At 68.5% G+C, this 19,288-nt stretch carries 17 protein-coding genes; 6 read left to right on the top strand and 11 right to left on the bottom strand.

What is annotated here, in order from left to right; translation table 11 throughout:
* Positions 1-52: 52 nt before the first annotated feature.
* The 10 genes from gap to speB all read right to left on the bottom strand — a co-directional run bounded on the left by gap (position 53) and on the right by speB (position 8,427).
* Positions 53-1,054, bottom strand: coding sequence for a type I glyceraldehyde-3-phosphate dehydrogenase (gene gap / locus M4578_RS17740; RefSeq protein WP_258094632.1), 1,002 nt, complete (start codon positions 1,052-1,054; stop codon positions 53-55).
* A gap of 118 nt (positions 1,055-1,172) precedes the next feature.
* The gene (locus M4578_RS17735; protein ID WP_258094631.1) at positions 1,173-1,316 is read right to left on the bottom strand and encodes a hypothetical protein; all 144 of its coding nucleotides are present in this window, start codon (positions 1,314-1,316) and stop codon (positions 1,173-1,175) included.
* 32 nt (positions 1,317-1,348) lie between these two features.
* A complete protein-coding gene (locus M4578_RS17730) occupies positions 1,349-1,876 on the bottom strand; it encodes a helix-turn-helix transcriptional regulator (RefSeq protein WP_258094630.1) in 528 nt (175 codons plus the stop codon).
* Positions 1,873-2,412: a cytochrome b/b6 domain-containing protein gene (locus M4578_RS17725; protein WP_258094629.1), complete on the bottom strand. Its 540-nt coding sequence runs from the start codon at positions 2,410-2,412 to the stop codon at positions 1,873-1,875. The genes M4578_RS17730 and M4578_RS17725 overlap by 4 nt, the downstream gene beginning before the upstream one ends.
* Before the next feature lie 83 nt (positions 2,413-2,495).
* The gene (locus M4578_RS17720; RefSeq protein WP_258094628.1) at positions 2,496-2,741 is read right to left on the bottom strand and encodes a PepSY domain-containing protein; all 246 of its coding nucleotides are present in this window, start codon (positions 2,739-2,741) and stop codon (positions 2,496-2,498) included.
* Between the two features lie 125 nt (positions 2,742-2,866).
* On the bottom strand, positions 2,867-3,349 hold the full coding sequence (locus tag M4578_RS17715) for a disulfide bond formation protein B (protein WP_258094627.1): 483 nt from the start codon (positions 3,347-3,349) through the stop codon (positions 2,867-2,869).
* Positions 3,346-3,924: a YqaA family protein gene (locus M4578_RS17710; protein WP_258094626.1), complete on the bottom strand. Its 579-nt coding sequence runs from the start codon at positions 3,922-3,924 to the stop codon at positions 3,346-3,348. The genes M4578_RS17715 and M4578_RS17710 overlap by 4 nt, the downstream gene beginning before the upstream one ends.
* 120 nt (positions 3,925-4,044) lie before the next feature.
* Positions 4,045-6,081, bottom strand: a complete 2,037-nt coding sequence (locus M4578_RS17705; protein ID WP_258094625.1) for an ASKHA domain-containing protein — start codon at positions 6,079-6,081, stop codon at positions 4,045-4,047.
* Positions 6,082-6,169: 88 nt separating this feature from the next.
* Entirely contained in the window at positions 6,170-7,312 is a 1,143-nt protein-coding gene (locus M4578_RS17700; protein WP_258094624.1) for a CaiB/BaiF CoA transferase family protein, read from the bottom strand.
* 155 nt (positions 7,313-7,467) lie between these two features.
* A complete protein-coding gene (gene speB / locus M4578_RS17695) occupies positions 7,468-8,427 on the bottom strand; it encodes an agmatinase (protein WP_258094623.1) in 960 nt (319 codons plus the stop codon).
* Positions 8,428-8,658: 231 nt separating this feature from the next.
* On the opposite strand from speB, the gene guaB reads away from it, so the two are divergent.
* From guaB to M4578_RS17675, 4 genes are all read left to right on the top strand, one after another.
* The gene (gene guaB, locus M4578_RS17690) at positions 8,659-10,107 is read left to right on the top strand and encodes an IMP dehydrogenase (protein WP_258094622.1); all 1,449 of its coding nucleotides are present in this window, start codon (positions 8,659-8,661) and stop codon (positions 10,105-10,107) included.
* Positions 10,104-10,907 (top strand): MBL fold metallo-hydrolase, encoded by an 804-nt coding sequence (locus M4578_RS17685; protein WP_258094621.1) that lies wholly within the window; start codon positions 10,104-10,106, stop codon positions 10,905-10,907. Before guaB ends, M4578_RS17685 begins: the two co-directional genes overlap by 4 nt.
* On the top strand, positions 10,904-12,061 hold the full coding sequence (locus M4578_RS17680; protein ID WP_258094620.1) for an RsmB/NOP family class I SAM-dependent RNA methyltransferase: 1,158 nt from the start codon (positions 10,904-10,906) through the stop codon (positions 12,059-12,061). The genes M4578_RS17685 and M4578_RS17680 overlap by 4 nt, the downstream gene beginning before the upstream one ends.
* A gap of 162 nt (positions 12,062-12,223) precedes the next feature.
* Positions 12,224-14,470 (top strand): ATP-binding response regulator, encoded by a 2,247-nt coding sequence (locus M4578_RS17675; protein ID WP_258094731.1) that lies wholly within the window; start codon positions 12,224-12,226, stop codon positions 14,468-14,470.
* Between the two features lie 9 nt (positions 14,471-14,479).
* On the opposite strand, the gene M4578_RS17670 is transcribed toward M4578_RS17675, so the two are convergent.
* Positions 14,480-15,073, bottom strand: a complete 594-nt coding sequence (locus tag M4578_RS17670; RefSeq protein WP_258094619.1) for a gamma-glutamyl kinase — start codon at positions 15,071-15,073, stop codon at positions 14,480-14,482.
* Between the two features lie 181 nt (positions 15,074-15,254).
* Here M4578_RS17670 and recA point away from each other — a divergent pair, with 181 nt between their 5' ends.
* Together recA and alaS are read left to right on the top strand one after the other, a co-directional pair.
* Positions 15,255-16,343: a recombinase RecA gene (gene recA / locus M4578_RS17665; RefSeq protein ID WP_258094618.1), complete on the top strand. Its 1,089-nt coding sequence runs from the start codon at positions 15,255-15,257 to the stop codon at positions 16,341-16,343.
* A gap of 243 nt (positions 16,344-16,586) precedes the next feature.
* Complete coding sequence (gene alaS / locus M4578_RS17660; protein WP_258094617.1) at positions 16,587-19,262, top strand: alanine--tRNA ligase; 2,676 nt, start codon at positions 16,587-16,589, stop codon at positions 19,260-19,262.
* Positions 19,263-19,288: the final 26 nt, after the last annotated feature.

Raw genomic sequence — 19,288 nt, 5'->3', positions numbered from 1 at the left:
GGCGGTTCCCGGCCCCGCCCCTCAAGGTCGTGATGCGCCTGTGCGGTCGCGATCAGATCAGCTTGCCCATCGCCACGGCGGTGTCGCCCATGCGGTTGGAGAAGCCCCATTCGTTGTCGTACCAGGTGAGGATCCGGCACATGGTGCCGTCCATGACCTTGGTCTGATCGGTGTGGAAGATCGACGAATGCGGGTTGTGGTTGAAGTCGATCGACACGTTCGGCTTGTCGGTATAGCCGAGGATGCCTTTCAGCGGGCCATCGGCGGCGGCGCGGATCGCGTCGTTGATCTCGTCCACGGTGGTGGTCTTCTTGGCTTCGAACACCAGGTCCACGACCGAGACATTCGGCGTCGGCACGCGGATGGCCACACCGTCGAGCTTGCCATTGAGTTCCGGCAGCACCAGACCCACGGCCTTGGCGGCACCGGTCGAGGTCGGGATCATCGACATCGCCGCGGCGCGGGCGCGGTAAAGATCCTTGTGCATCGTGTCCAGCGTCGGCTGGTCGCCGGTGTAGCTGTGGATGGTGGTCATGAAGCCCTTTTCGATACCGATCGTATCGTTCAGCACCTTGGCCACCGGCGAAAGGCAGTTGGTGGTGCAGGAGGCGTTCGACACCACGATGTCCTCGGCGGTCAGCACGCTGTCGTTCACGCCGAAGACGATGGTCTTGTCGGCACCCGAGGCGGGGGCGGAGACCAGCACGCGCTTGGAGCCGTTTTCGAGATGCAGCGCGGCCTTGTCACGGGCGGTGAAGATGCCGGTGCATTCCAGCGCCACGTCCACATCGCCCCAGGGCAGTTCCTTGGGGTCGCGGATCGCGGTGATCTTGATCGGGCCACGGCCCACGTCGATGCTGTCGCCATCGACCTTCACCTCGACCGGGAAGCGGCCATGCACGCTGTCGAACTGGAGAAGGTGGGCGTTGGTCTCGACCGGGCCCAGATCGTTGATGGCGATCACCTCGATGTCGGTGCGGCCCGATTCGATGATGGCGCGCAATACGTTGCGCCCGATGCGCCCGAAGCCGTTGATGGCCACTTTGACGGTCATGGATATCTCCTTGCTGTACGGTATCCGGCAGTTGCGGGCAGGTCATCAGGTTGCCCCACGTAAGTCAACCTGCGCCAGAGGCCGCGCCGCAGGTTTAGCGCCAGCAGACGCGAGGGCGCTAGCGCCAGAACGCCATCCAGTCGAGCAGGACAAAGAATTTGCGCGCGAGAAAGAGCAGATGTTCCATACCGAACATCCAGCCATCCACCGCCAGCGCGGCCACTATCAGAAGGGCGATCCAGATCGCGATCCGGTTGGTCATGACGGGGGTCATGCCAGAGCACGGCGGCGCTGTCACGCGCCTTCTGCGCGGTCCGGCGTCGGGGCGTTCATCAGGTCCTCGATGAACAGGCTCAGAAAGGCGCCGCGCCCGGTGACGCCGGCCTTGCGGTAGATGCCGTTGAGATGGGATTTCACCGTGCCCTCGGCCGAACCGCGAATGTCCGCGATCTCGTGGATCGACAGGCCCTTGAGCGTGAACATCGCCACGTCCTGTTCCGAGGGGGTGAGCCCCCAGCTTCGGAACTGCGCCGCCGCGATGTCGTGAAAGGCGCCGGCGGCGAGCGAAAGCTGCCGTTCGAGATGCGCCTTGCGGTGCAGAAGCGCCATCAGCCAGCGCAGCTCGATCGCCACGGCGGCGATCAGGCTGAGCGCCGCCAGAAATTCGACCACGAATTCCCAATGGGTGAAGGGCGGCCAGCCGATCTCGATCCCGTCGCTGGCGACGTCGAACAGGAAGAAGGCCGCGCAGAGGCTCTGCACGGCGATCAGGGCGAGCAGGGATACGGATCCGTTCTCTGCCAGACTCGGCCTTGGCATCATGGGTCGATCTTTGCACCGTCCGGAACGTTTTTGACACCCGTAATCATGGCGCCCGGCAGGTTGACGCCGGTGCGCAGGCTTTCCAGCATCACCGCACCGATATGCAGCAGAACCGAGATCTCGGCCCAGCTCACCAGCGCCTCATGCGTGGTCTCGACCCAGCCCACGCCCCAGAAGGTCAGGGTGGTCATCATATAGCCGGTGGTCACGATGCCCGCGAGCGTCAGCAGCAGGTTGTAGATCATCAGCGCGCCCAGCGGCGTGTGCATGAGATGCACGCGGCGGCGCCCGGTGGCCAGGTCGGTCAACTGGCCGCGTATGCCCGAACGGGTCGGCAGGAAGCTGGCGAAGCGGGCAGAGCGCGGGCCGACAAAGCCCCAGACGAGGCGCAGCGCCAGCAGGCCGCCGATGGCATAGCCGATCCATTCGTGCAGGTTGCTTTCGGCGTCGGTGAACAGCGCGTTGGCCGCGAAGAGCCCCGCAAGGCTCCAGTGGAACGACCGCAGCAGCGGGTCCCAGACGGGATGGCGGGTCATGGGAGGAATCCTCAGGACAGGGAAACGGGAGGGGCGCGGCCCCGGCCGCTCCGGAGACGGAGCGGGGCCGCACCGCGCGGGGCTCAGTCTGCGGTCTTGGAGCGCACGACGTTGAGGTCGGCGTCCAGATACAGCTCGACCCGCGCGCCGTCCTTGAGCGCGTAGACTTCGATCATGCCGTCTTCGCTGTCGATCTGGCGCACCTCATAGCCTTCGGCGGCCAGCTTGTCGCGGACCTGGGCGGCGGTGCTCGCGTCGATTTCGGGCGAGGCCATGGCCGGCGCGGCAAGGGTGAGGGCGGCAAGCGCGGCGGCGATGAATTTGGTCATCTCGGATCTCCTGTTGTTCCGATGTGTCGGCACGGGGATCCGTGCCACGGTGACAGGAGGTGAGCGGCGTCGTGCCGGATGGCTATGGGCCGGAAGGTGCAGTCCGGCCCGGCTGCAACTTTGGTTCAGGCCGGTTTGTTCCGGGTTTTCAGCGCCGCGGCGATCCAGAGCGCGGCAAAGGCGGCGCTGGCCAGCGCGTTCCAGCTTGCCATGGAGAGACCGAAGAGATCCCAGACCACCTCGTCGCAGCGCTGGATTTCCGAGGTCATGATCTGCGCCAGCAGCTCGTCGGGGCTGAGGCCGGTGATCGGGCCGGAGGCGGTGCAACTGTCGGGGCCGGGCCACCAGGCGCGTTCGACGCCGGTGTGATAGACGCCGATGGCGCCCGTGGCCAGCGCCGAGAGCGCGCCGAGCAGCGGCAGCGCCGCGCTGCGGGTCGCCAGCGCGAGCGCGCCGATCAGAACGGCGGCGGCGTGGGGCCAGCGCTGCCAGAGGCAGAGCTTGCAGGGGGCGAGGGCGCCCAGATACTGGAAGCCGAAGGCGCCCAGGAGCACCGCGGCAGAGCCGGCGGCGGCGAGGAAGATGAGGGTGTTGCGGGAGAGTGTCAAAGATACCTCACGAGGTAGAAGCCTCCGACCAGAAGCAGCACGAAGACCGTGAAGACAAGCCCGAGCCGCCGTTCGATGAAATCGCGGACCGGTGCGCCGAAGGCCCAGAGCAGCCCGGCGACGACGAAGAAGCGCAGCGAGCGGGCGACGATGGCGGTGATCAGGAAGGTGCCGAGCGGCATCGCCGTCCAGCCCGACATGATGGTGATCACCTTGAAGGGGAAGGGGGTCACCCCGGCGATCAGCACCGCCCAGAAGCCGACGCCGTTGAAGCGGGCGTTGAAGGCGTCGATGTGATCGGCTTTGCCGAGGCTTTCGAGGATCGGCCGGCCGATGCCTTCGAAGAAGAAATGCCCGATCGCATAGCCGGCAAGCCCGCCCAGCACCGAGGCGACGGTGGCGACCAGTGCGATGAGCCAGGCACGTTTCGGCCGCGCCAGCACCATCGGGATCATCAGCACATCCGGCGGGATCGGAAAGACCGAGGCTTCGATGAAGGACACCGCCGCCAGCGCCCAGAGCGCCCGCGGATGGTCGGCGAGCGACATGGTCCAGTCGTACAGGCGGCGCAGCATCGGCGGTCTCCGGTTTTCCGATGCGCAGGAACCACGGCGGGAGGCCGGGCGCAACCGACGAAATTGTGTAGAGGCCGCCGCTGTGGTCGCCATGTCTCGTCCTGCCCGGTTTCCGGGCGCTCAGCCGCGTCGGCGGCGGCGACGGCCGCCGTTGTCGCCGCCGGCGTTGAAGCGCACCGAGGGCAGGGTGACCTCGCGGGCGAGCTCGGGGAAGGGATCGCTGGCGTGGGGAAGGGCGTTGGCGGCGACGAAATGCTCCTGAAAGCGCGGCTCGATGGCGGTTTCCACCTTGGTGATGGCGCGCACCTCGGCCTCGATCTGGCGCCGCGCCGCGAGGTTGCAGAGCGCGATCCGCGCGCCGGTGCCGGCGGCGTTCCCGGCAGAGGTCACCTTGTCGAGCGGCACATCGGGGATCATCCCCAGCACCATGGCATGCAGCGGCGAGATATGCGCGCCGAAGGCGCCCGCCAGCACCACGCGGTCGACCCTGTCCACCCCGCGTTCGTCCATCAGCAGCCGCGCGCCGGCGTAAAGCGCCGATTTGGCAAGCTGAATCGCCCGGATGTCGCCCTGGGTCACGGTGATCAGCGGGCCGCCCTCGGGGCGCCCGTCATGCAGCAGATAGGCATGGGTGCGGCCATCGGGCAGAGAGCGCAGGCTGCCGGTCTGCTCCGCCGAGCCGATCAGCCCCGAGCTATCCAGCAGGCCCGCCATGCGCATCTCGGCCACCGCCTCGATGATGCCCGAGCCGCAGATCCCGGTGATGCCGTTGCGCGCCGCGGCCTTGGCAAAGCCCGGCTCGTCCGACCAGAACTTGCTGCCGATGATGCGAAAGCGGGGCTCCTTGGTCACCGGGTCGATGCGCACCGCCTCGATGGCGCCGGGAGCGGCGCGCTGGCCGGCGCTGATCTGCGCGCCCTCGAAGGCGGGGCCGGTGGGCGAGGAGCAGGCCAGCACCCGCGTCCTGTCGCCCAGCAGGATCTCGGCATTGGTGCCGACATCGACGATGAGCACCAGATCCTCGGATTTCCCGGGCTGCTCCGACAGCGCCACGGCGGCGGCATCGGCGCCCACATGGCCGGCGATGCAGGGCAGGATATAGACCTGCGCCGCGGCGGGCAGGGCGACCAGCCCCAGATCGGCGGCGGTGAGATTGAGCGCCGAGGAGGTGGCAAGCGCAAAGGGCGCCTGTCCCAGCTCCACCGGGTCGATGCCCAGCAGCAGGTGGTGCATCACCGGGTTGCAGACGAAGACGACCTCGAGGATCAGCGTCGGGTCGATGCCCGCCTCGGTGGCGACCTCGCCCGCCAGCGCCGAGATCGCCTCGCGAACGGCCTGCGTCATCTCCTCCGCGCCGCCCGGGGTCATCATCGCGTAAGAGACCCGGCTCATCAGATCCTCGCCAAAACGGATCTGCGGGTTCATCATGCCGGACGAGGCGGCCACCGCGCCGCTGTCGAGGTCGGTGAGATGCGCGGCGATGGTGGTCGAGCCCAGATCTATCGCCAGACCGTAAAGGCCGCGCTCGTGCAGCCCGGGCCAGGCGGCGATCAGGCGCGGAACGGCGGAATGATCGGTTTTGTGCAATGCGACGGTAATTTTCCACAGGCCATCCCGCAGAATACGTTGCAATCGGGACAGAATTGCGGGCGCCACCGAAAGCGGTTCGATGCCCCATTGTGCCGCAAGCGCCCGGGTGAGGCGCTCCAGATCGCCGCTCGGCTCGTGCATGTCGGGTGCCTCCACCTCGACGTAATAGAGCCGCGTTGCCGGGTCCATTTCGATGACCCGTGCCGCGGCGGCCTTGCGCACCACCTGCCGGTGGACCTGGCTTTCCGGCGGCACGTCGATCACCACATCGCCGAGAATCCGGGCCTGACAGCTCAGCCGCCGCCCGGGCGCCAGCCCGCGCGTCTCGGCATAGCGCGCCTCGACCGCGTTCCACTCCGAAAGCGCGCTGTCCGCCGAGCGGATGCCGTGTTTCGGGAACTCGCCGAAGGCCGGGGCGATCTGGCATTTCGAGCAGATCCCGCGCCCGCCGCAGACCGAGTCGAGATCGACCCCCAGTTGCCGGGCGGCGGTCAGCACCGGGGTGCCCGCGGTCACGCGGCCGCGCTTGCCCGAGGGGGTGAAGACGACGAGCGGGTCTTTGGTCATGATCGGTCCTGTGCGGTTCCTCGCCACCAGGATACGCCACGGCGCGCGTCGCGACAGCATCGAAGCGACGCCACAGGGCCCGGCAGCGTCAGTCCTCGTGCAGCCAGCGCAGGATATCGCCGCGATTGCCATCGAGCTCGGGGGCGGCGGGACGGGCGGGGCGGTCCTCCATCTCCGACATCTTGATCGGGTTGCCGGCGGCCTTGAAGGCGGCGCGCCCAAAGCGGTCGAGCACATCGACGATCATGTTGCGGGCCAGAAGCTGCGGATCCTTCACCACCTGATCCATCGGCTGGATCGGCGCGCAGGGGATGCCGGCGGCGGTGAGCCGGGCCAGCCAGTGCGAGCGCGGATGCTCCAGCGTCGCCGCCTCGATCAGCCGCTTCAGCAGCCGCGCATGGGTGAGCCGGGCGGTGTTGTCGGCAAAGCGCGGGTCGTCGGCAAGCGGCAGTTGCAGGGTGAGGCAGAGCCGTTCGAACTGCGCATCGGTGCCCGCGGCGAGCAGAAAGGGCCCGTCCGAGGCCGCCACCGCCTCGCAGGGGGCGATGGCCGGGTGCCGCGTGCCCGCCGCTTGCGGCGCCGGGCCGATGGCGGTCTGCGCCACCGCCTGTTCCATCAGCGCCAGCTGCGCGTCGAGCAGCCCGACATCGACGCGCCGCCCGCGCCCGGTCTTCGTGCGGTCGTAGAGCGCGGCGAGGATGCCCTGGGCCAGAAACAGCGCCCCGGCGAGATCGCCGATGGAACTGCCGGCCCGCGCCGGTGCACCGGGCTGCCCGGTCAGCCCCATGAGCCCGCCGCGCGCCTGCACGATGGCATCATAGGACGGGCGCCGGGCATCGGGGCCGGTCTGCCCATAGCCGCTGACCGAGGCATAGATCAGCGCCGGAAAGCGCGGTTGCAGATCCTCCCAGCCCAGCCCCAGCCGCGCCATGGTGCCGGGGCGGAAATTCTCCACCAGCACATCGGCCCGCGTCAGCAGCCGCCCGAGCAGGGCGCGGTCGGTCTCGTCCTCCAGATCCAGCGCGATCGAGCGCTTGCCCCGGTTCACGGCGGCGAAATAGGCGCTCTTGCCGTCCTTCAGCGGCGGCAGCGCCCGCGCGCCGTCGCCGCGGCCCGGGCGCTCGACCTTGATCACGGTCGCGCCCAGATCGGCAAGGATCATCGTGGCATAGGGGCCGGACAGAATCCGGCTGAAATCGACGATCGTGACGTCGGCAAGGGGAAGCGACATGGGCCTTTGGCTCTCATGAAATCGGGGGCTGCTCCGGACCAGCTTTCCCCAGCCCGGGCCCCCGCGCAAGCCTGTCGCTCCGCGATGAGCCTGTCCCCGCCGATGCGCGACGGCAGCGGGCGCTTGCGCCTTGTTCCGCCTGCGGAATTGCCGCCCTAGGCGCCGGCGCTCCGGGCGTGGAACACGAAGCCCAGCAGGTTCATCAGCAGCTGCGCCGCCAGAATCGCCGTCGATCCGGTGGGATCGTAGTCGGGCGCCACTTCCACCAGGTCGATGCCCACCACCGGATGCGCGCGCGTCACCTGCTGCAAGATCTCCAGCACCTCGTAATAGAGAAACCCGCCATGCGAGGGGGTGCCGGTGCCCGGCGCGATCGACGGGCAGAACCCGTCGATGTCGATGGTGATATAGACCGGCACCCCCGCCGGGATCCGCGCCGCGACCGCCTCGGGCCCCAGCCGGCGCGCCTGCCGCACCGACAGGATGTCCGAGCCCATGGCGCGGGCGGCGTCATAGCCTTCCTTGGCGGTCGAGCTCACGTTGCGGATGCCCACCTGCGTCAGCCCCGAGACCCAGCCCTTCTCCGCCGCCCGCCGCATCGGATTGCCATGGCCGCGCGTCACCCCGTGGCGCTCGTCCACGAAATCCAGATGCGCGTCGATCTGCAACAGATGGAACGGCGCGCGCCCCTCAAAGGCTTCGATACAGGGGATGTTCACCGAATGGTCGCCACCGATCACCACCGGCAGCGCGCCCGCGTTCAGCGCCGCCTCGACGCCCGTGCGGATATTGGCGTGGCTTTGCAGCGTGTCGGTATGCACGATGTCGGCATCGCCCATATCGACGATCCGCACCTCCTCGCCCAGATAGGTGACGTCGTCCTCGTGATCATAGGCCCCCGCGTGGCCGAAGGAAAACAGCGTCGAGGCCTCGCGCACCGAGCGGGGGCCGAACCGCGCCCCCGCCCGCCATTGCGTGCCCGCGTCGAAGGGTGCCCCCAGAATCGCGGCATCGGCCTCCAGCGCCGTCCAGTCCGCCACATGGGGTTTTCTGGCAAAGGTACAGATCCCGGTGAAGGGCAGGTCCAGCCGCCCCGTCTGATAGCCATGCGCCATATGTCCCGCTCCTCGTGGCCCCGCGTCCGGGTCAACCTGCGCCCGGAGCCGGAAAAGCGCAATCTCTGCGGCTTCTTCTCTTTGCAAATACGCGGGGGAAGCGCGCCCCGGCGCGCGAGGGGCAACGCCCCCCGCAACGGCGGAGCGCGCGCGGCAAGAGGGGGTCTTTCCCCCGCCCGCTATCCGTGCGATAGGGACGCGCCAACCGATCCCCTCCCAAGGAGCCGACCCATGGAGATTCGCGAGGCGCTCACCTTCGATGACGTTCTTCTCGTTCCCGCGGCGTCCAGCGTGCTGCCCAGCACCGCCGACACCCGCACCCGCGTGACCAAATCCATCGCGCTGAACATTCCGCTGCTCAGCTCGGCGATGGACACGGTGACCGAATCGCGCATGGCCATCACCATGGCCCAGGCCGGCGGCATCGGGGTGATCCACAAGAACCTCTCGGTCGAGGAACAGGCCCGCCAGGTCCGCCGGGTCAAGCGCTTCGAAAGCGGTATCGTCTACAACCCGGTGACCCTGACCCCCGACCAGACCCTCGCCGATGCCAAGGCGCTGACCGAGCGCTACGGCTTCACCGGCTTCCCGGTGGTCGACAAGGATCACCGCGTGGTGGGCATCGTCACCAACCGCGACATGCGCTTCGCGCAGCGCGACGACACCCCGGTGCGGGTGATGATGACCGCCGACAACCTCGCCATCCTGCGCGAGCCCGCCGACCGCGACGAGGCGATCAGCCTGATGAAAGCGCGGCGCATCGAAAAGCTGCTGGTCACCGACAAGGCGGGCAAGCTCACCGGTCTTCTGACCCTCAAGGACACGGAAATGGCGGTGCTCAACCCCACCGCCTGCAAGGACGATCTCGGCCGTCTGCGGGTGGCGGCGGCCACCGGCGTGGGCGCGGCCGGGTTCGAACGCTCCGAGGCGCTGGTCGATGCCGGCGTCGATATTCTGGTGATCGACACCGCGCATGGCCATTCGATGGGCGTGCTCGACGCGGTGAGCCGCGCCAAGCGGCTCTCGAACGAGGTGCAGGTGATCGCGGGCAATGTCGCCACCGGCGAGGCCACCAGGGCGCTGATCGACGCGGGCGCGGATGCGGTCAAGGTCGGCATCGGCCCGGGCTCGATCTGCACCACCCGTATGGTGGCGGGCGTCGGCGTGCCGCAGCTCACCGCGGTGATGGAATGCGCGGCGGCGGCGGGCGACGTGCCGGTCATCGCCGATGGCGGCATCAAGTTCTCGGGCGATTTCGCCAAGGCGATCGCGGCGGGCGCCTCCTGCGCCATGGTGGGCAGCATGATCGCGGGCACCGACGAGAGCCCGGGCGAGGTCATTCTCTACCAGGGCCGGTCCTTCAAAGCCTATCGCGGCATGGGCAGCCTCGGCGCCATGGCGCGCGGTTCCGCCGACCGTTACTTCCAGAAGGATGCCGCCTCCGACAAGCTGGTGCCCGAGGGCATCGAGGGGCAGGTGCCCTACAAGGGGCCGGCCGGCGCGGTGATCCACCAGCTCGTGGGCGGGCTGCGCGCGGCCATGGGCTATACCGGCTGCGCCACGGTCGAGGAGATGCGGAAGAACTGCCGCTTCGTGAAGATCACCAATGCGGGCCTTCAGGAAAGCCACGTCCATGACGTGCAGATCACCCGCGAGTCGCCGAACTACCGCATCGGATGAGTGCTCACGCCTCCTCTGCCGCCGCGACCTGGCGTGTCGGCGGCACCGAGATCGCCTGTCTGGTCGATGGCGGCGGCCGTTTCGGGGCCGATGTCTTCCCCTCGGCCGATGACGAGACCCGCGCCGCGCGTCTCGCCGCGGCCGGGCTGGAGGCCATCGACACGGTCTATAACGCCTATCTGCTGCGGCACGATGACGGCGGTATCGACCTTGTCGATACCGGCTGCGGCACCGCCTTCGGAGATGCGGGCGGGGCGCTGGCCGGACAGCTTGCCGCGTTTGGCATCGCGCCCGCGCAGGTGAACCGCCTGATCATGACCCATCTGCACGGCGATCACGCGGGCGGCGGCACGCGCGATGGTGCGGCGGTGTTTCCGGAGGCCGAGCTGGTATTGCACGCGGCAGAGCTGCCGCGCTGGCAGGGCGTCGATGCGCCCGGCGGGCGGTTGCTCGCGGCCATGGCCGGCCGCATCCGCACCGTTGCGGACGGGGAGGATCTCGGGCGGGACCTGCGGAGCTGGCATTTGCCGGGTCATACGCCCGGACATATGGGGCTGCGCTTTGGCGAAGACCTCGTTCTCGTGGCCGACATCCTGCATTCCGAGGCGATGCAGCTTCCCGATCCCGCCTGTGCCAGCCGCTACGACGACGATGCCGCGACCGCGACCCGCACCCGGCTGGCCGCGCTGGAAGAGATCGTCACGCGCGGTCTGCTCTGGTCGGGAAGCCATATGCTGGGGCCGGGAAAGTTCGCCCGGCTCACCCGCGATGCCGGCGGGTATCGCCGGATTGCTCCGTGACCCCCGCCGCGCGCATCGCCGCCGCCGCCGGGATTCTCGACCGGATCGCCGAGGGCACGCCGGCCGAGCAGGCGCTGCTTGGCTGGGCGCGCGCCTCGCGCTTCGCGGGGTCCAAGGACCGCGCGGCGGTGCGCGATCACGTCTTCGACGTGCTGCGCCGCTGGCGCTCTACCGCCGCGACCGGCGGCGGCGAGACCGGGCGGGCGCGCCTGCTGGGCCTGCTGCGTCAGGAGGGCACCGATCCCGACACGCTGTTCACCGGTGAGGGCCACGCGCCCGCTCCGCTGAGCGCCGCCGAACGTGCCGCTGGTCATGCGCCCTCCGAGGGCGCCGAGGCGGGAGATCTGCCCGATTGGCTCTGGCCGCGCTTTCGCGACTCGCTGGGCGAGGACGCTGCGGCGACCGCCGAGGCGCTGCGCCACCGGGCGCCGGTCTTCCTGCGGGTCAACAGCCTGCGTGCGACATCCGAAGAGGCCATGGCGGCGCTGGCGGAAGACGGCATCGAGACGCGCCCGCATCCGCTGGCTGCGACGGCGCTGGAGGTCACCGGCGGGGCGCGCAAGATCGCCCGGTCCCGGGCCTTTGCCGCCGGGCTGGTCGAGTTGCAGGACGCCGCCAGCCAGGCGGTGGTGGCGGCGCTGCCGCTGACGCCCGGGCTGCGGGTGCTGGATTACTGCGCCGGCGGCGGTGGCAAGGCGCTGGCGATGGCGGCGCGGACGGGCGGCCCGGTCGAGGCGCATGACGCCAATCCCGGCCGCATGGCCGATCTGCCCGCCCGCGCCGCCCGCGCCGGGGCCGAGATCCTGCGCCGCGACCGGCCCGCGGGCCGCTACGATCTGGTGCTGTGCGATGTGCCCTGTTCCGGCAGCGGCTCGTGGCGCCGGGCGCCGGAAGGCAAGTGGCGGCTGACCCCCGAGGGGCTGGCCGAGCTCTGCACCGTGCAGGCCGGCATTCTGGAGACCGCCGCCGGGCTGGTGGCGCCGGGCGGGACGCTGGCCTATGCCACCTGTTCGGTGCTCGACTGCGAAAACGGCGCGCAGAGCGCGGCCTTTCTCGCCGCGCATCCCGGCTGGCGCTGCACCGGCAGCCGCCAGTTTCTGCCGCGCGACGGCGGCGACGGGTTTTTTGTCGCTTGCCTTGCAAGCCCCGGCTGAGCATAGTTCTTGATACAACTCAGGGGTGTATCTGCTGCTTGGTTTACTTTTGGTTAAGCCCTGTCGTGGCACATCTCGGGAGAGACGTGACCGGCGAAAGGGGGCCAAGTGGCGGAGATTTCGGCGACCGGGCACCGGCGCTCCCGGCGGGCGCCCGGGGCGATGCGCAGCGCCGCGCTGTTGCTGGGACTGGCTTTTGGCAGTGCCGGGCTGGCCGCCTTCGCCGGCGGCGCGGCGGCGCAGCTCGGGCTTCTGGCCGCCGGGGCGACCTTTGCCACCATGGCGCTGCTGACCGCGCTGGCCGGTCTGCTGCGCCGCCGCCGTGCGCGGCGCGAGTTCTCTGTTGTGACCCGCTTTGCCGAGGACGAGAGCGTGCCGGTGCTGGCCACCGGGCCCGCGCAGCGGGTGATCTTTGCCAATGACGCCGCCTGCCAGCGCTTCGGCGAGGCGCCGGGGCAGGTGCTGGGTGCGCTGCTGGCCCCGGTCGTCGCCGGCGCCGAGGGGGTGCTGCACCGCCTGATGACCCAGGCGCAGGACAGCGGTTTCGCGCGCGAGGACGTGGCGACGCCCTCGGGGCGGCTCCGGCTGTCGCTGCGCTGTCTCGAGGGCGGGCGCGGCCTGTGGCGGATCGAGCCGGGCGTCGTGCGGGGCGATGGCGAGCCCGCCGAGGCGGAGGCGCCGGTGCTGACCCTGGGGCGCAGCGGCGCGGTGCTCTACATGAACGGTCCAGCGCGGATGCTGCTGGGACGGCGGATCAAGCGGTTGGAGGATGTGCTGGAGGATGGGCCGCTGCGCCCCGGCGCCGTGCACCGTTTCGTCACGCCGGACGGGCCGCGCAGCTTCACCCTGCGCTGCGCCGATGCCGGCGTGGGCCGTCAGGAGCTGGTGCTGCATCCGGTCGAGGCGGCGGAGGCCGAAGGCGCCGCGCCCACCGGGTTCGACGATCTGCCGGTGCCGCTGCTGCGGCTCAGCCCCGACGGCAGCATCCTGCGCGCCAATGCCGGCGCCTGCAAGCTGCTCGACGTGGACCGCGCCGACGGGCGCAACATCACCGAATATATGGAGGGGCTTGGCCGGTCGATCACCGGCTGGCTGAGCGAGGCGGCGGTGGGGCGCGGGCTGCACCGGTCGGAATTCCTGCGGCTCACCCGGCCCGACCGCGAGGTCTTTGTGCAGGTGACGCTGAGCCGCGCGCGGACGGCGGGGCAGGCGGAGCTGGTGGCCGTGCTGAACGACGCCACCGAGCTCAAGACGCTCGAGGCACAGTTCGTGCAAAGCCAGAAGATGCAGGCGATCGGCCAGCTTGCGGGCGGCGTGGCGCATGATTTCAACAATCTGCTCACCGCGATCTCGGGCCATTGCGACCTCTTGCTGCTGCGCCACGACCAGGGCGATCCGGATTACGGCGATCTGGTGCAGATCAACCAGAACGCCAACCGCGCGGCGGCGCTGGTGGGCCAGCTTCTGGCGTTTTCGCGCAAGCAGACGCTGCGCCCCGAGGTGCTCGACCTGCGCGACACGCTCTCCGACCTGACCCATCTGCTGAACCGGCTGGTGGGCGAGAAGGTGCAGCTTTCGCTCAGCCACGACCCGGTTCTGCCGGCGATCCGCGGCGACCGGCGGCAGCTCGAACAGGTGATGATGAACCTTGTGGTGAACGCCCGCGACGCCATGCCCGAGGGCGGCGAGATCACCATCGAGACCGAGCGCCGCACGCTGCTGGACCCGCTCAAGCGCGACCGTGCGCTGGTCGAGCCGGGGGAATATGCGGCGGTCAAGGTGATCGACCGGGGCAGCGGGATTCCGCAGGACAAGCTGCAAAAGGTGTTCGAGCCGTTCTATACCACCAAGCGCACCGGCGAGGGCACCGGGCTGGGGCTGTCCACGGTCTATGGCATCGTCAAGCAGACCGGCGGCTTCATCTTCGTCGATAGCGCGGTGGGGCAGGGCACCTGTTTCACCCTGCTCTTCCCGGCCTACGAGGCGCCGGTCGCCGCCGCGCCGGCGCCCCCGGGCGAGGAGGCGCGCAAGCTGCCGCAGACCGGCACCGGCGTGGTGCTGCTGGTCGAGGACGAGGCACCGGTGCGCGCCTTCGCTGCCCGCGCGCTGCGGCTGCGCGGCTATACGGTGATCGAGGCGGGCAATGCCGAGGACGCGCTGGAGGTGCTCAGCGACGAGACGGTCAAGGTGGACATCTTCGTCACCGATGTGGTGATGCCGGGGATGGACGGGCCGACCTGGGTGCGCGAGGCGCTCAAGACCCGGTCCGATACGCGGGTGGTCTTTGTCTCGGGCTATGCCGAGGACGTCTTCGCCGAGGGGCAGGAGGAGGTGCCGAATTCGGTCTTCCTGCCGAAACCCTTCTCGCTCAACCAGTTGACCGAGACGGTGCACCGCCAGTTGCATTGAGCGGGCCGGTCACTGCGCGCGCTCCCAGATCTCGAAATCGGCGGCGCATTTGCGGCGCAGCTTCGCCTCGGTCCCGGGCGAGAGGGCGAGATCGGCGCGCGGCGAGACGTTCTCGCGCGGGAGATCCAGCGTCACGCCCAGCCGGTCCTCGAGAAAGTCGAGGATCCCGGCCTGATTCTCGTAGCGGAAGAGCTGCGTGACATTGGTGCCGTTGGGGCGCGGCTCGACGAATTTCGCCTGGCTGCCCACATTGGCATAGGGCGGGCGGTCGCCGCGGGCATAGGCATCGACAAAATCGTCGAAGCTGAGCCCCTTGGTCGAGGTCGGTCGGCCATCGAGAAACGGCCGCTGGCGGTATCTGTACCACGATCCCAGCCAGGACACGGGCTCGCGGATCACCGCCATCAGCTCCATATGCTCGACGCCCATCTTCTCGAACATCGGGCGGAAGAAGCGGTTGTAGCGATAGACCGGCGCGTGTTTCAGCTCGGGCGGGTCGAGCACCGTCATCGAGGCATGGGGCGCCAGCGCCGTCTCATAGGCCGAGCTGCCCGTCTTGGGCACCGCCAGCAGCACCAGCCGCGCCTTCCAGAATACCAGCATGCGCCCGACCCCCGTGTTTTCCTGCACCTGTAAACCACTCTTTAACCCTGAGCCGGAACAGTGGTCCATGAAATTTCAACTTGAAATGTTCTCCTTTTGATCTCATAAGGTGTGAGAACAAGAGGCGAACGAAAGCAGCGATTGCCGCCCCGGATGGGGTGTGAAATAAGGATCGAAACGCATGGCAACGGCAGATCTTCTGACAATGGACAGCAAGAAAAACGCAGACCGGCAAAAGGCGCTCGATTCTGCGCTGGCCCAGATCGAGCGGCAATTCGGCAAGGGCTCGATCATGAAACTTGGCGGTGACAACGCCATGAGGGACATCGAGGCGACCTCGACCGGCTCTCTGGGGCTCGACATCGCGCTGGGGATCGGCGGCCTGCCCAAGGGCCGGATCATCGAGATCTACGGGCCGGAAAGCTCGGGCAAGACCACGCTGACGCTGCATGTGGTGGCCGAGGAACAGAAAAAGGGCGGTGTCTGCGCCTTTGTCGATGCCGAACACGCGCTCGACCCGCAATATGCCAAGAAGCTGGGCGTCGATCTCGACGAGCTGCTGATTTCGCAGCCCGACACCGGCGAGCAGGCGCTGGAGATCACCGACACGCTGGTGCGCTCGGGCGCGGTGAGCCTTGTGGTGGTCGACTCGGTGGCGGCGCTGACGCCGAAATCCGAGCTGGAAGGCGACATGGGCGATTCCAGCGTCGGCGTGCATGCCCGGCTGATGAGCCAGGCGATGCGCAAGCTGACTGGTTCGATCAGCCGCAGCAACTGCATGGTGATCTTCATCAACCAGATCCGCATGAAGATCGGCGTGATGTTCGGCTCGCCCGAAACCACCACCGGCGGCAATGCGCTGAAATTCTACAGCTCCGTGCGTCTGGATATCCGCCGCATCGGTTCGATCAAGGACCGCGACGAGGTGGTGGGCAACCAGACCCGCGTGAAAGTGGTCAAGAACAAGGTGGCGCCGCCCTTCAAGCAGGTGGAATTCGACATCATGTATGGCGAGGGCATCTCCAAGACCGGCGAGATGTTGGACCTGGGGGTGAAGGCCGGTGTCGTGGATAAGTCCGGCTCCTGGTATTCCTATGGCGACGAGCGCATCGGTCAGGGCCGCGAGAACGCCAAAAACTTCCTGAAAGAGAACACCCGCGTCGCGCTGGAGATCGAGGACAAGATCCGCGCCGCCCACGGGCTCGATTTCCACATGTCCGACGACGACCGCGAGGGCCGCGACGACGATGGCGACGTGATGGAGAGCTGAGGCTCTGCCGGCAGAGGGTTTGACGGGGCGTTCCGAGGGAGCGCCCCGTTTGCGTTTCAGGGCGGGGAGGCCCTGTGGACCCTCGGACGCTTGTGCGGGCGGCACCGCTGCCAGGTGCGTATTTTTTCAAGAGAAGAAGACAGGGGCGGGGGACGGGCTTTTCTGTTGCGGCTTATGGACAGGGGCGGGGCGGGGCGATACACCTGCGCGGACCGCTGAGACGCCAGCTTTTCAAGGACGATCATGCAGAGCCTGAACGACATCCGCTCAACCTTTCTGGGCTATTTCGAGAAACAGGGCCACCAGGTGGTGCCTTCGAGCCCGCTCGTGCCGCGCAACGACCCGACGCTCATGTTCGCGAATTCCGGCATGGTGCAGTTCAAGAACCTGTTCACCGGGGTCGAGCACCGGGATTACAAGCGCGCCACCACCGCGCAGAAATGCGTGCGGGCGGGCGGCAAGCACAACGATCTCGACAATGTCGGCTATACCGCGCGGCACCATACGTTTTTCGAGATGCTGGGAAATTTTTCCTTCGGCGATTACTTCAAGTCGGACGCCATCCCCTTTGCCTGGGAGTTGGTGACGAAGGAGCTGGGCATCGACGCCAAGCGGCTGCTGGTCACCGTCTATCACACCGATGACGAGGCCGCCGAGATCTGGAAGAAGACCGGCGTGCCGGAAGACCGGATCATCCGCATCGCCACCAACGACAATTTCTGGATGATGGGCCCGACCGGCCCCTGCGGCCCCTGCACCGAGATCTTCTTCGATCACGGCGAGAAATACTGGGGCGGCCCTCCGGGCTCGCCGGAAGAGGACGGCGACCGCTTTGTCGAGATCTGGAACCTCGTTTTCATGCAATACGAGCAGTTCGAGGACGGCACCCGCCGCGAGCTGGCGGCGCAGAGCATCGACACCGGCATGGGGATCGAGCGGGTCGCGGCGCTGCTTCAGGGCACCAATGACAACTATGCCACCGATCTCATCCGCGCGCTGATCGAGGCCTCCGCCGATGCCACCAGCACCGACCCGGACGGGCCGGGCAAGACCCATCACCGGGTGATCGCCGACCATCTGCGCTCGACCTCCTTCCTGATCGCCGACGGGGTGATGCCGTCGAACGACGGGCGCGGCTATGTGCTGCGGCGGATCATGCGCCGGGCCATGCGGCACGCGCATATGCTGGGCGCCAAGGATCCGGTCATGCACCGGCTGGTGCCGTCGCTGGTGCGCCAGATGGGCGCGGCTTACCCTGAGCTGGTGCGTGCGCAGCCGCTGATCGAGGAGACGTTGAAGCTGGAGGAAACCCGCTTCAAGCAGACGCTCGACCGCGGGCTGAAGCTGCTGGACGACGAGCTTTCGGATCTTCCCGAAGGCACGAAACTGCCCGGCGCGGCGGCGTTCAAGCTTTATGACACCTATGGGTTCCCGCTCGATCTGACGCAGGACGCGCTGCGCGAGCGTGGCCGCGAGGTCGACACCGAGGGGTTCGACGCCTCCATGGCCGAGCAGAAGGCCAAGGCGCGCGCCGCCTGGGCGGGCACGGGCGAGGCCGGCGATCTGGCGATCTGGTTCGACATCGCCGAAACCCATGGCGCCACGGATTTCCTCGGCTACGACACCGAGACCGCCGAGGGCCAGATGCTGGTGCTGCTCAGGGACGGCAAAGAGGTCGAGGCGCTCGAGGCGGGCGAAAGCGGCTGGATCGTGCTGAACCAGACGCCCTTCTACGGCGAGAGCGGCGGTCAGGTCGGCGACACCGGCTGGCTGCGCCGGCTTGAGGACGAACACGATCTGGCGGAGGTCACCGGCACCCAGAAGATGGGCGACGGCAAGGTCTTTGCGCATCAGGTCACCGTGACGCAGGGCCGTTTCGCCAGGGGCGACGCGGTGGCGATGGAGGTGGATCACAAGCGCCGTTCGGCGATCCGCGCCAACCACTCCGCCACCCACCTGCTGCACGAGGCGCTGCGCCGCGCGCTTGGCGATCATGTCGCGCAGCGCGGCTCGCTGAATGCGCCCGACCGGCTGCGGTTCGACTTCTCGCATGCCAAGGCGCTGACGGCGGAGGAGATCGCGCAGGTCGAATCCGAGGTGAACGCCTTCATCCGGCAGAACAGCCCGGTCTCGACACGGATCATGACCCCGGGCGACGCCCGCGCCATCGGTGCGCAGGCGCTCTTTGGCGAGAAATACGGCGACGAGGTGCGCGTCGTTTCGATGGGCACGCTGCCGGGCTCCGGCAAGGGCGCGGATGGCCAGACCTATTCGCTGGAGCTTTGCGGCGGCACACATGTGGCGCAGACCGGCGACATCGGCACATTCGCGCTGACCTCGGAAAGCGCCTCCTCGGCGGGGGTGCGCCGCATTGAGGCGCTGACTGGCGAGGCCGCCATGGCCGAGCTGCGCGGCCGCGACAAGGCGCTGAGCGAGATCGAGGCGCTGCTGAAGGTGCACGGCGCCGAGGCGGTGGCCCGCGTGGCCGCGCTGCTGGACGAGCGGCGCAAGCTCGACAACGAGGTGGCGCAGCTGCGCCGCGATCTGGCCATGGCCGGCGGCGCGGGGCAGGGCGGCGGTGCCGAGGCGCGCGAGGTGGGCGGTGTGCCCTTCGTGGCGCAGGTGCTGTCCGGCGTGCAGGGCAAAGACCTGCCGCCGCTCATCGACGAGCACAAGGCGCGGCTGGGCTCGGGCGCGGTGCTGCTGATCGCCGACACCGGCGGCAAGGTGGCGGTGGCCGCGGGCGTGACCGGGGATCTTACGGCGACGGTGTCGGCGGTGGATCTGGTCAAGGCGGCGGTCGAGGCGCTTGGCGGCAAGGGCGGCGGCGGCCGCCCCGATCTGGCGCAGGGCGGGGCCAAGGATGCCGCCGCGGCGGATGCGGCGATCAAGGCAGCGGAAGCGGTTCTGGCGGGCTGAGCCCGCGAGCTTACGAGGAGAGACGA

Origin of the sequence: Salipiger pentaromativorans, assembly GCF_024721115.1 — a bacterium.
GTDB classification, from domain to species: domain Bacteria; phylum Pseudomonadota; class Alphaproteobacteria; order Rhodobacterales; family Rhodobacteraceae; genus Salipiger; species Salipiger pentaromativorans.
This window is presented reverse-complemented; position numbering and strand designations above follow the sequence as displayed.

What these genes read in the sequence shown, in the direction of transcription:
- M4578_RS17710 (WP_258094626.1), bottom strand. Translation starts at nt 3,924, where the DNA reads ATGCTGCGCCGCCTGTACGACTGGACCATGTCGCTCGCCGACCATCCG.
- gap (WP_258094632.1), bottom strand. Translation starts at nt 1,054, where the DNA reads ATGACCGTCAAAGTGGCCATCAACGGCTTCGGGCGCATCGGGCGCAAC.
- M4578_RS17675 (WP_258094731.1), top strand. Translation starts at nt 12,224, where the DNA reads ATGCGCAGCGCCGCGCTGTTGCTGGGACTGGCTTTTGGCAGTGCCGGG.
- guaB (WP_258094622.1), top strand. Translation starts at nt 8,659, where the DNA reads ATGGAGATTCGCGAGGCGCTCACCTTCGATGACGTTCTTCTCGTTCCC.
- M4578_RS17670 (WP_258094619.1), bottom strand. Translation starts at nt 15,073, where the DNA reads ATGCTGGTATTCTGGAAGGCGCGGCTGGTGCTGCTGGCGGTGCCCAAG.
- M4578_RS17705 (WP_258094625.1), bottom strand. Translation starts at nt 6,081, where the DNA reads ATGACCAAAGACCCGCTCGTCGTCTTCACCCCCTCGGGCAAGCGCGGC.
- M4578_RS17685 (WP_258094621.1), top strand. Translation starts at nt 10,104, where the DNA reads ATGAGTGCTCACGCCTCCTCTGCCGCCGCGACCTGGCGTGTCGGCGGC.
- recA (WP_258094618.1), top strand. Translation starts at nt 15,255, where the DNA reads ATGGCAACGGCAGATCTTCTGACAATGGACAGCAAGAAAAACGCAGAC.
- M4578_RS17720 (WP_258094628.1), bottom strand. Translation starts at nt 2,741, where the DNA reads ATGACCAAATTCATCGCCGCCGCGCTTGCCGCCCTCACCCTTGCCGCG.
- M4578_RS17735 (WP_258094631.1), bottom strand. Translation starts at nt 1,316, where the DNA reads ATGACCAACCGGATCGCGATCTGGATCGCCCTTCTGATAGTGGCCGCG.
- speB (WP_258094623.1), bottom strand. Translation starts at nt 8,427, where the DNA reads ATGGCGCATGGCTATCAGACGGGGCGGCTGGACCTGCCCTTCACCGGG.
- M4578_RS17725 (WP_258094629.1), bottom strand. Translation starts at nt 2,412, where the DNA reads ATGACCCGCCATCCCGTCTGGGACCCGCTGCTGCGGTCGTTCCACTGG.
- alaS (WP_258094617.1), top strand. Translation starts at nt 16,587, where the DNA reads ATGCAGAGCCTGAACGACATCCGCTCAACCTTTCTGGGCTATTTCGAG.
- M4578_RS17700 (WP_258094624.1), bottom strand. Translation starts at nt 7,312, where the DNA reads ATGTCGCTTCCCCTTGCCGACGTCACGATCGTCGATTTCAGCCGGATT.
- M4578_RS17730 (WP_258094630.1), bottom strand. Translation starts at nt 1,876, where the DNA reads ATGATGCCAAGGCCGAGTCTGGCAGAGAACGGATCCGTATCCCTGCTC.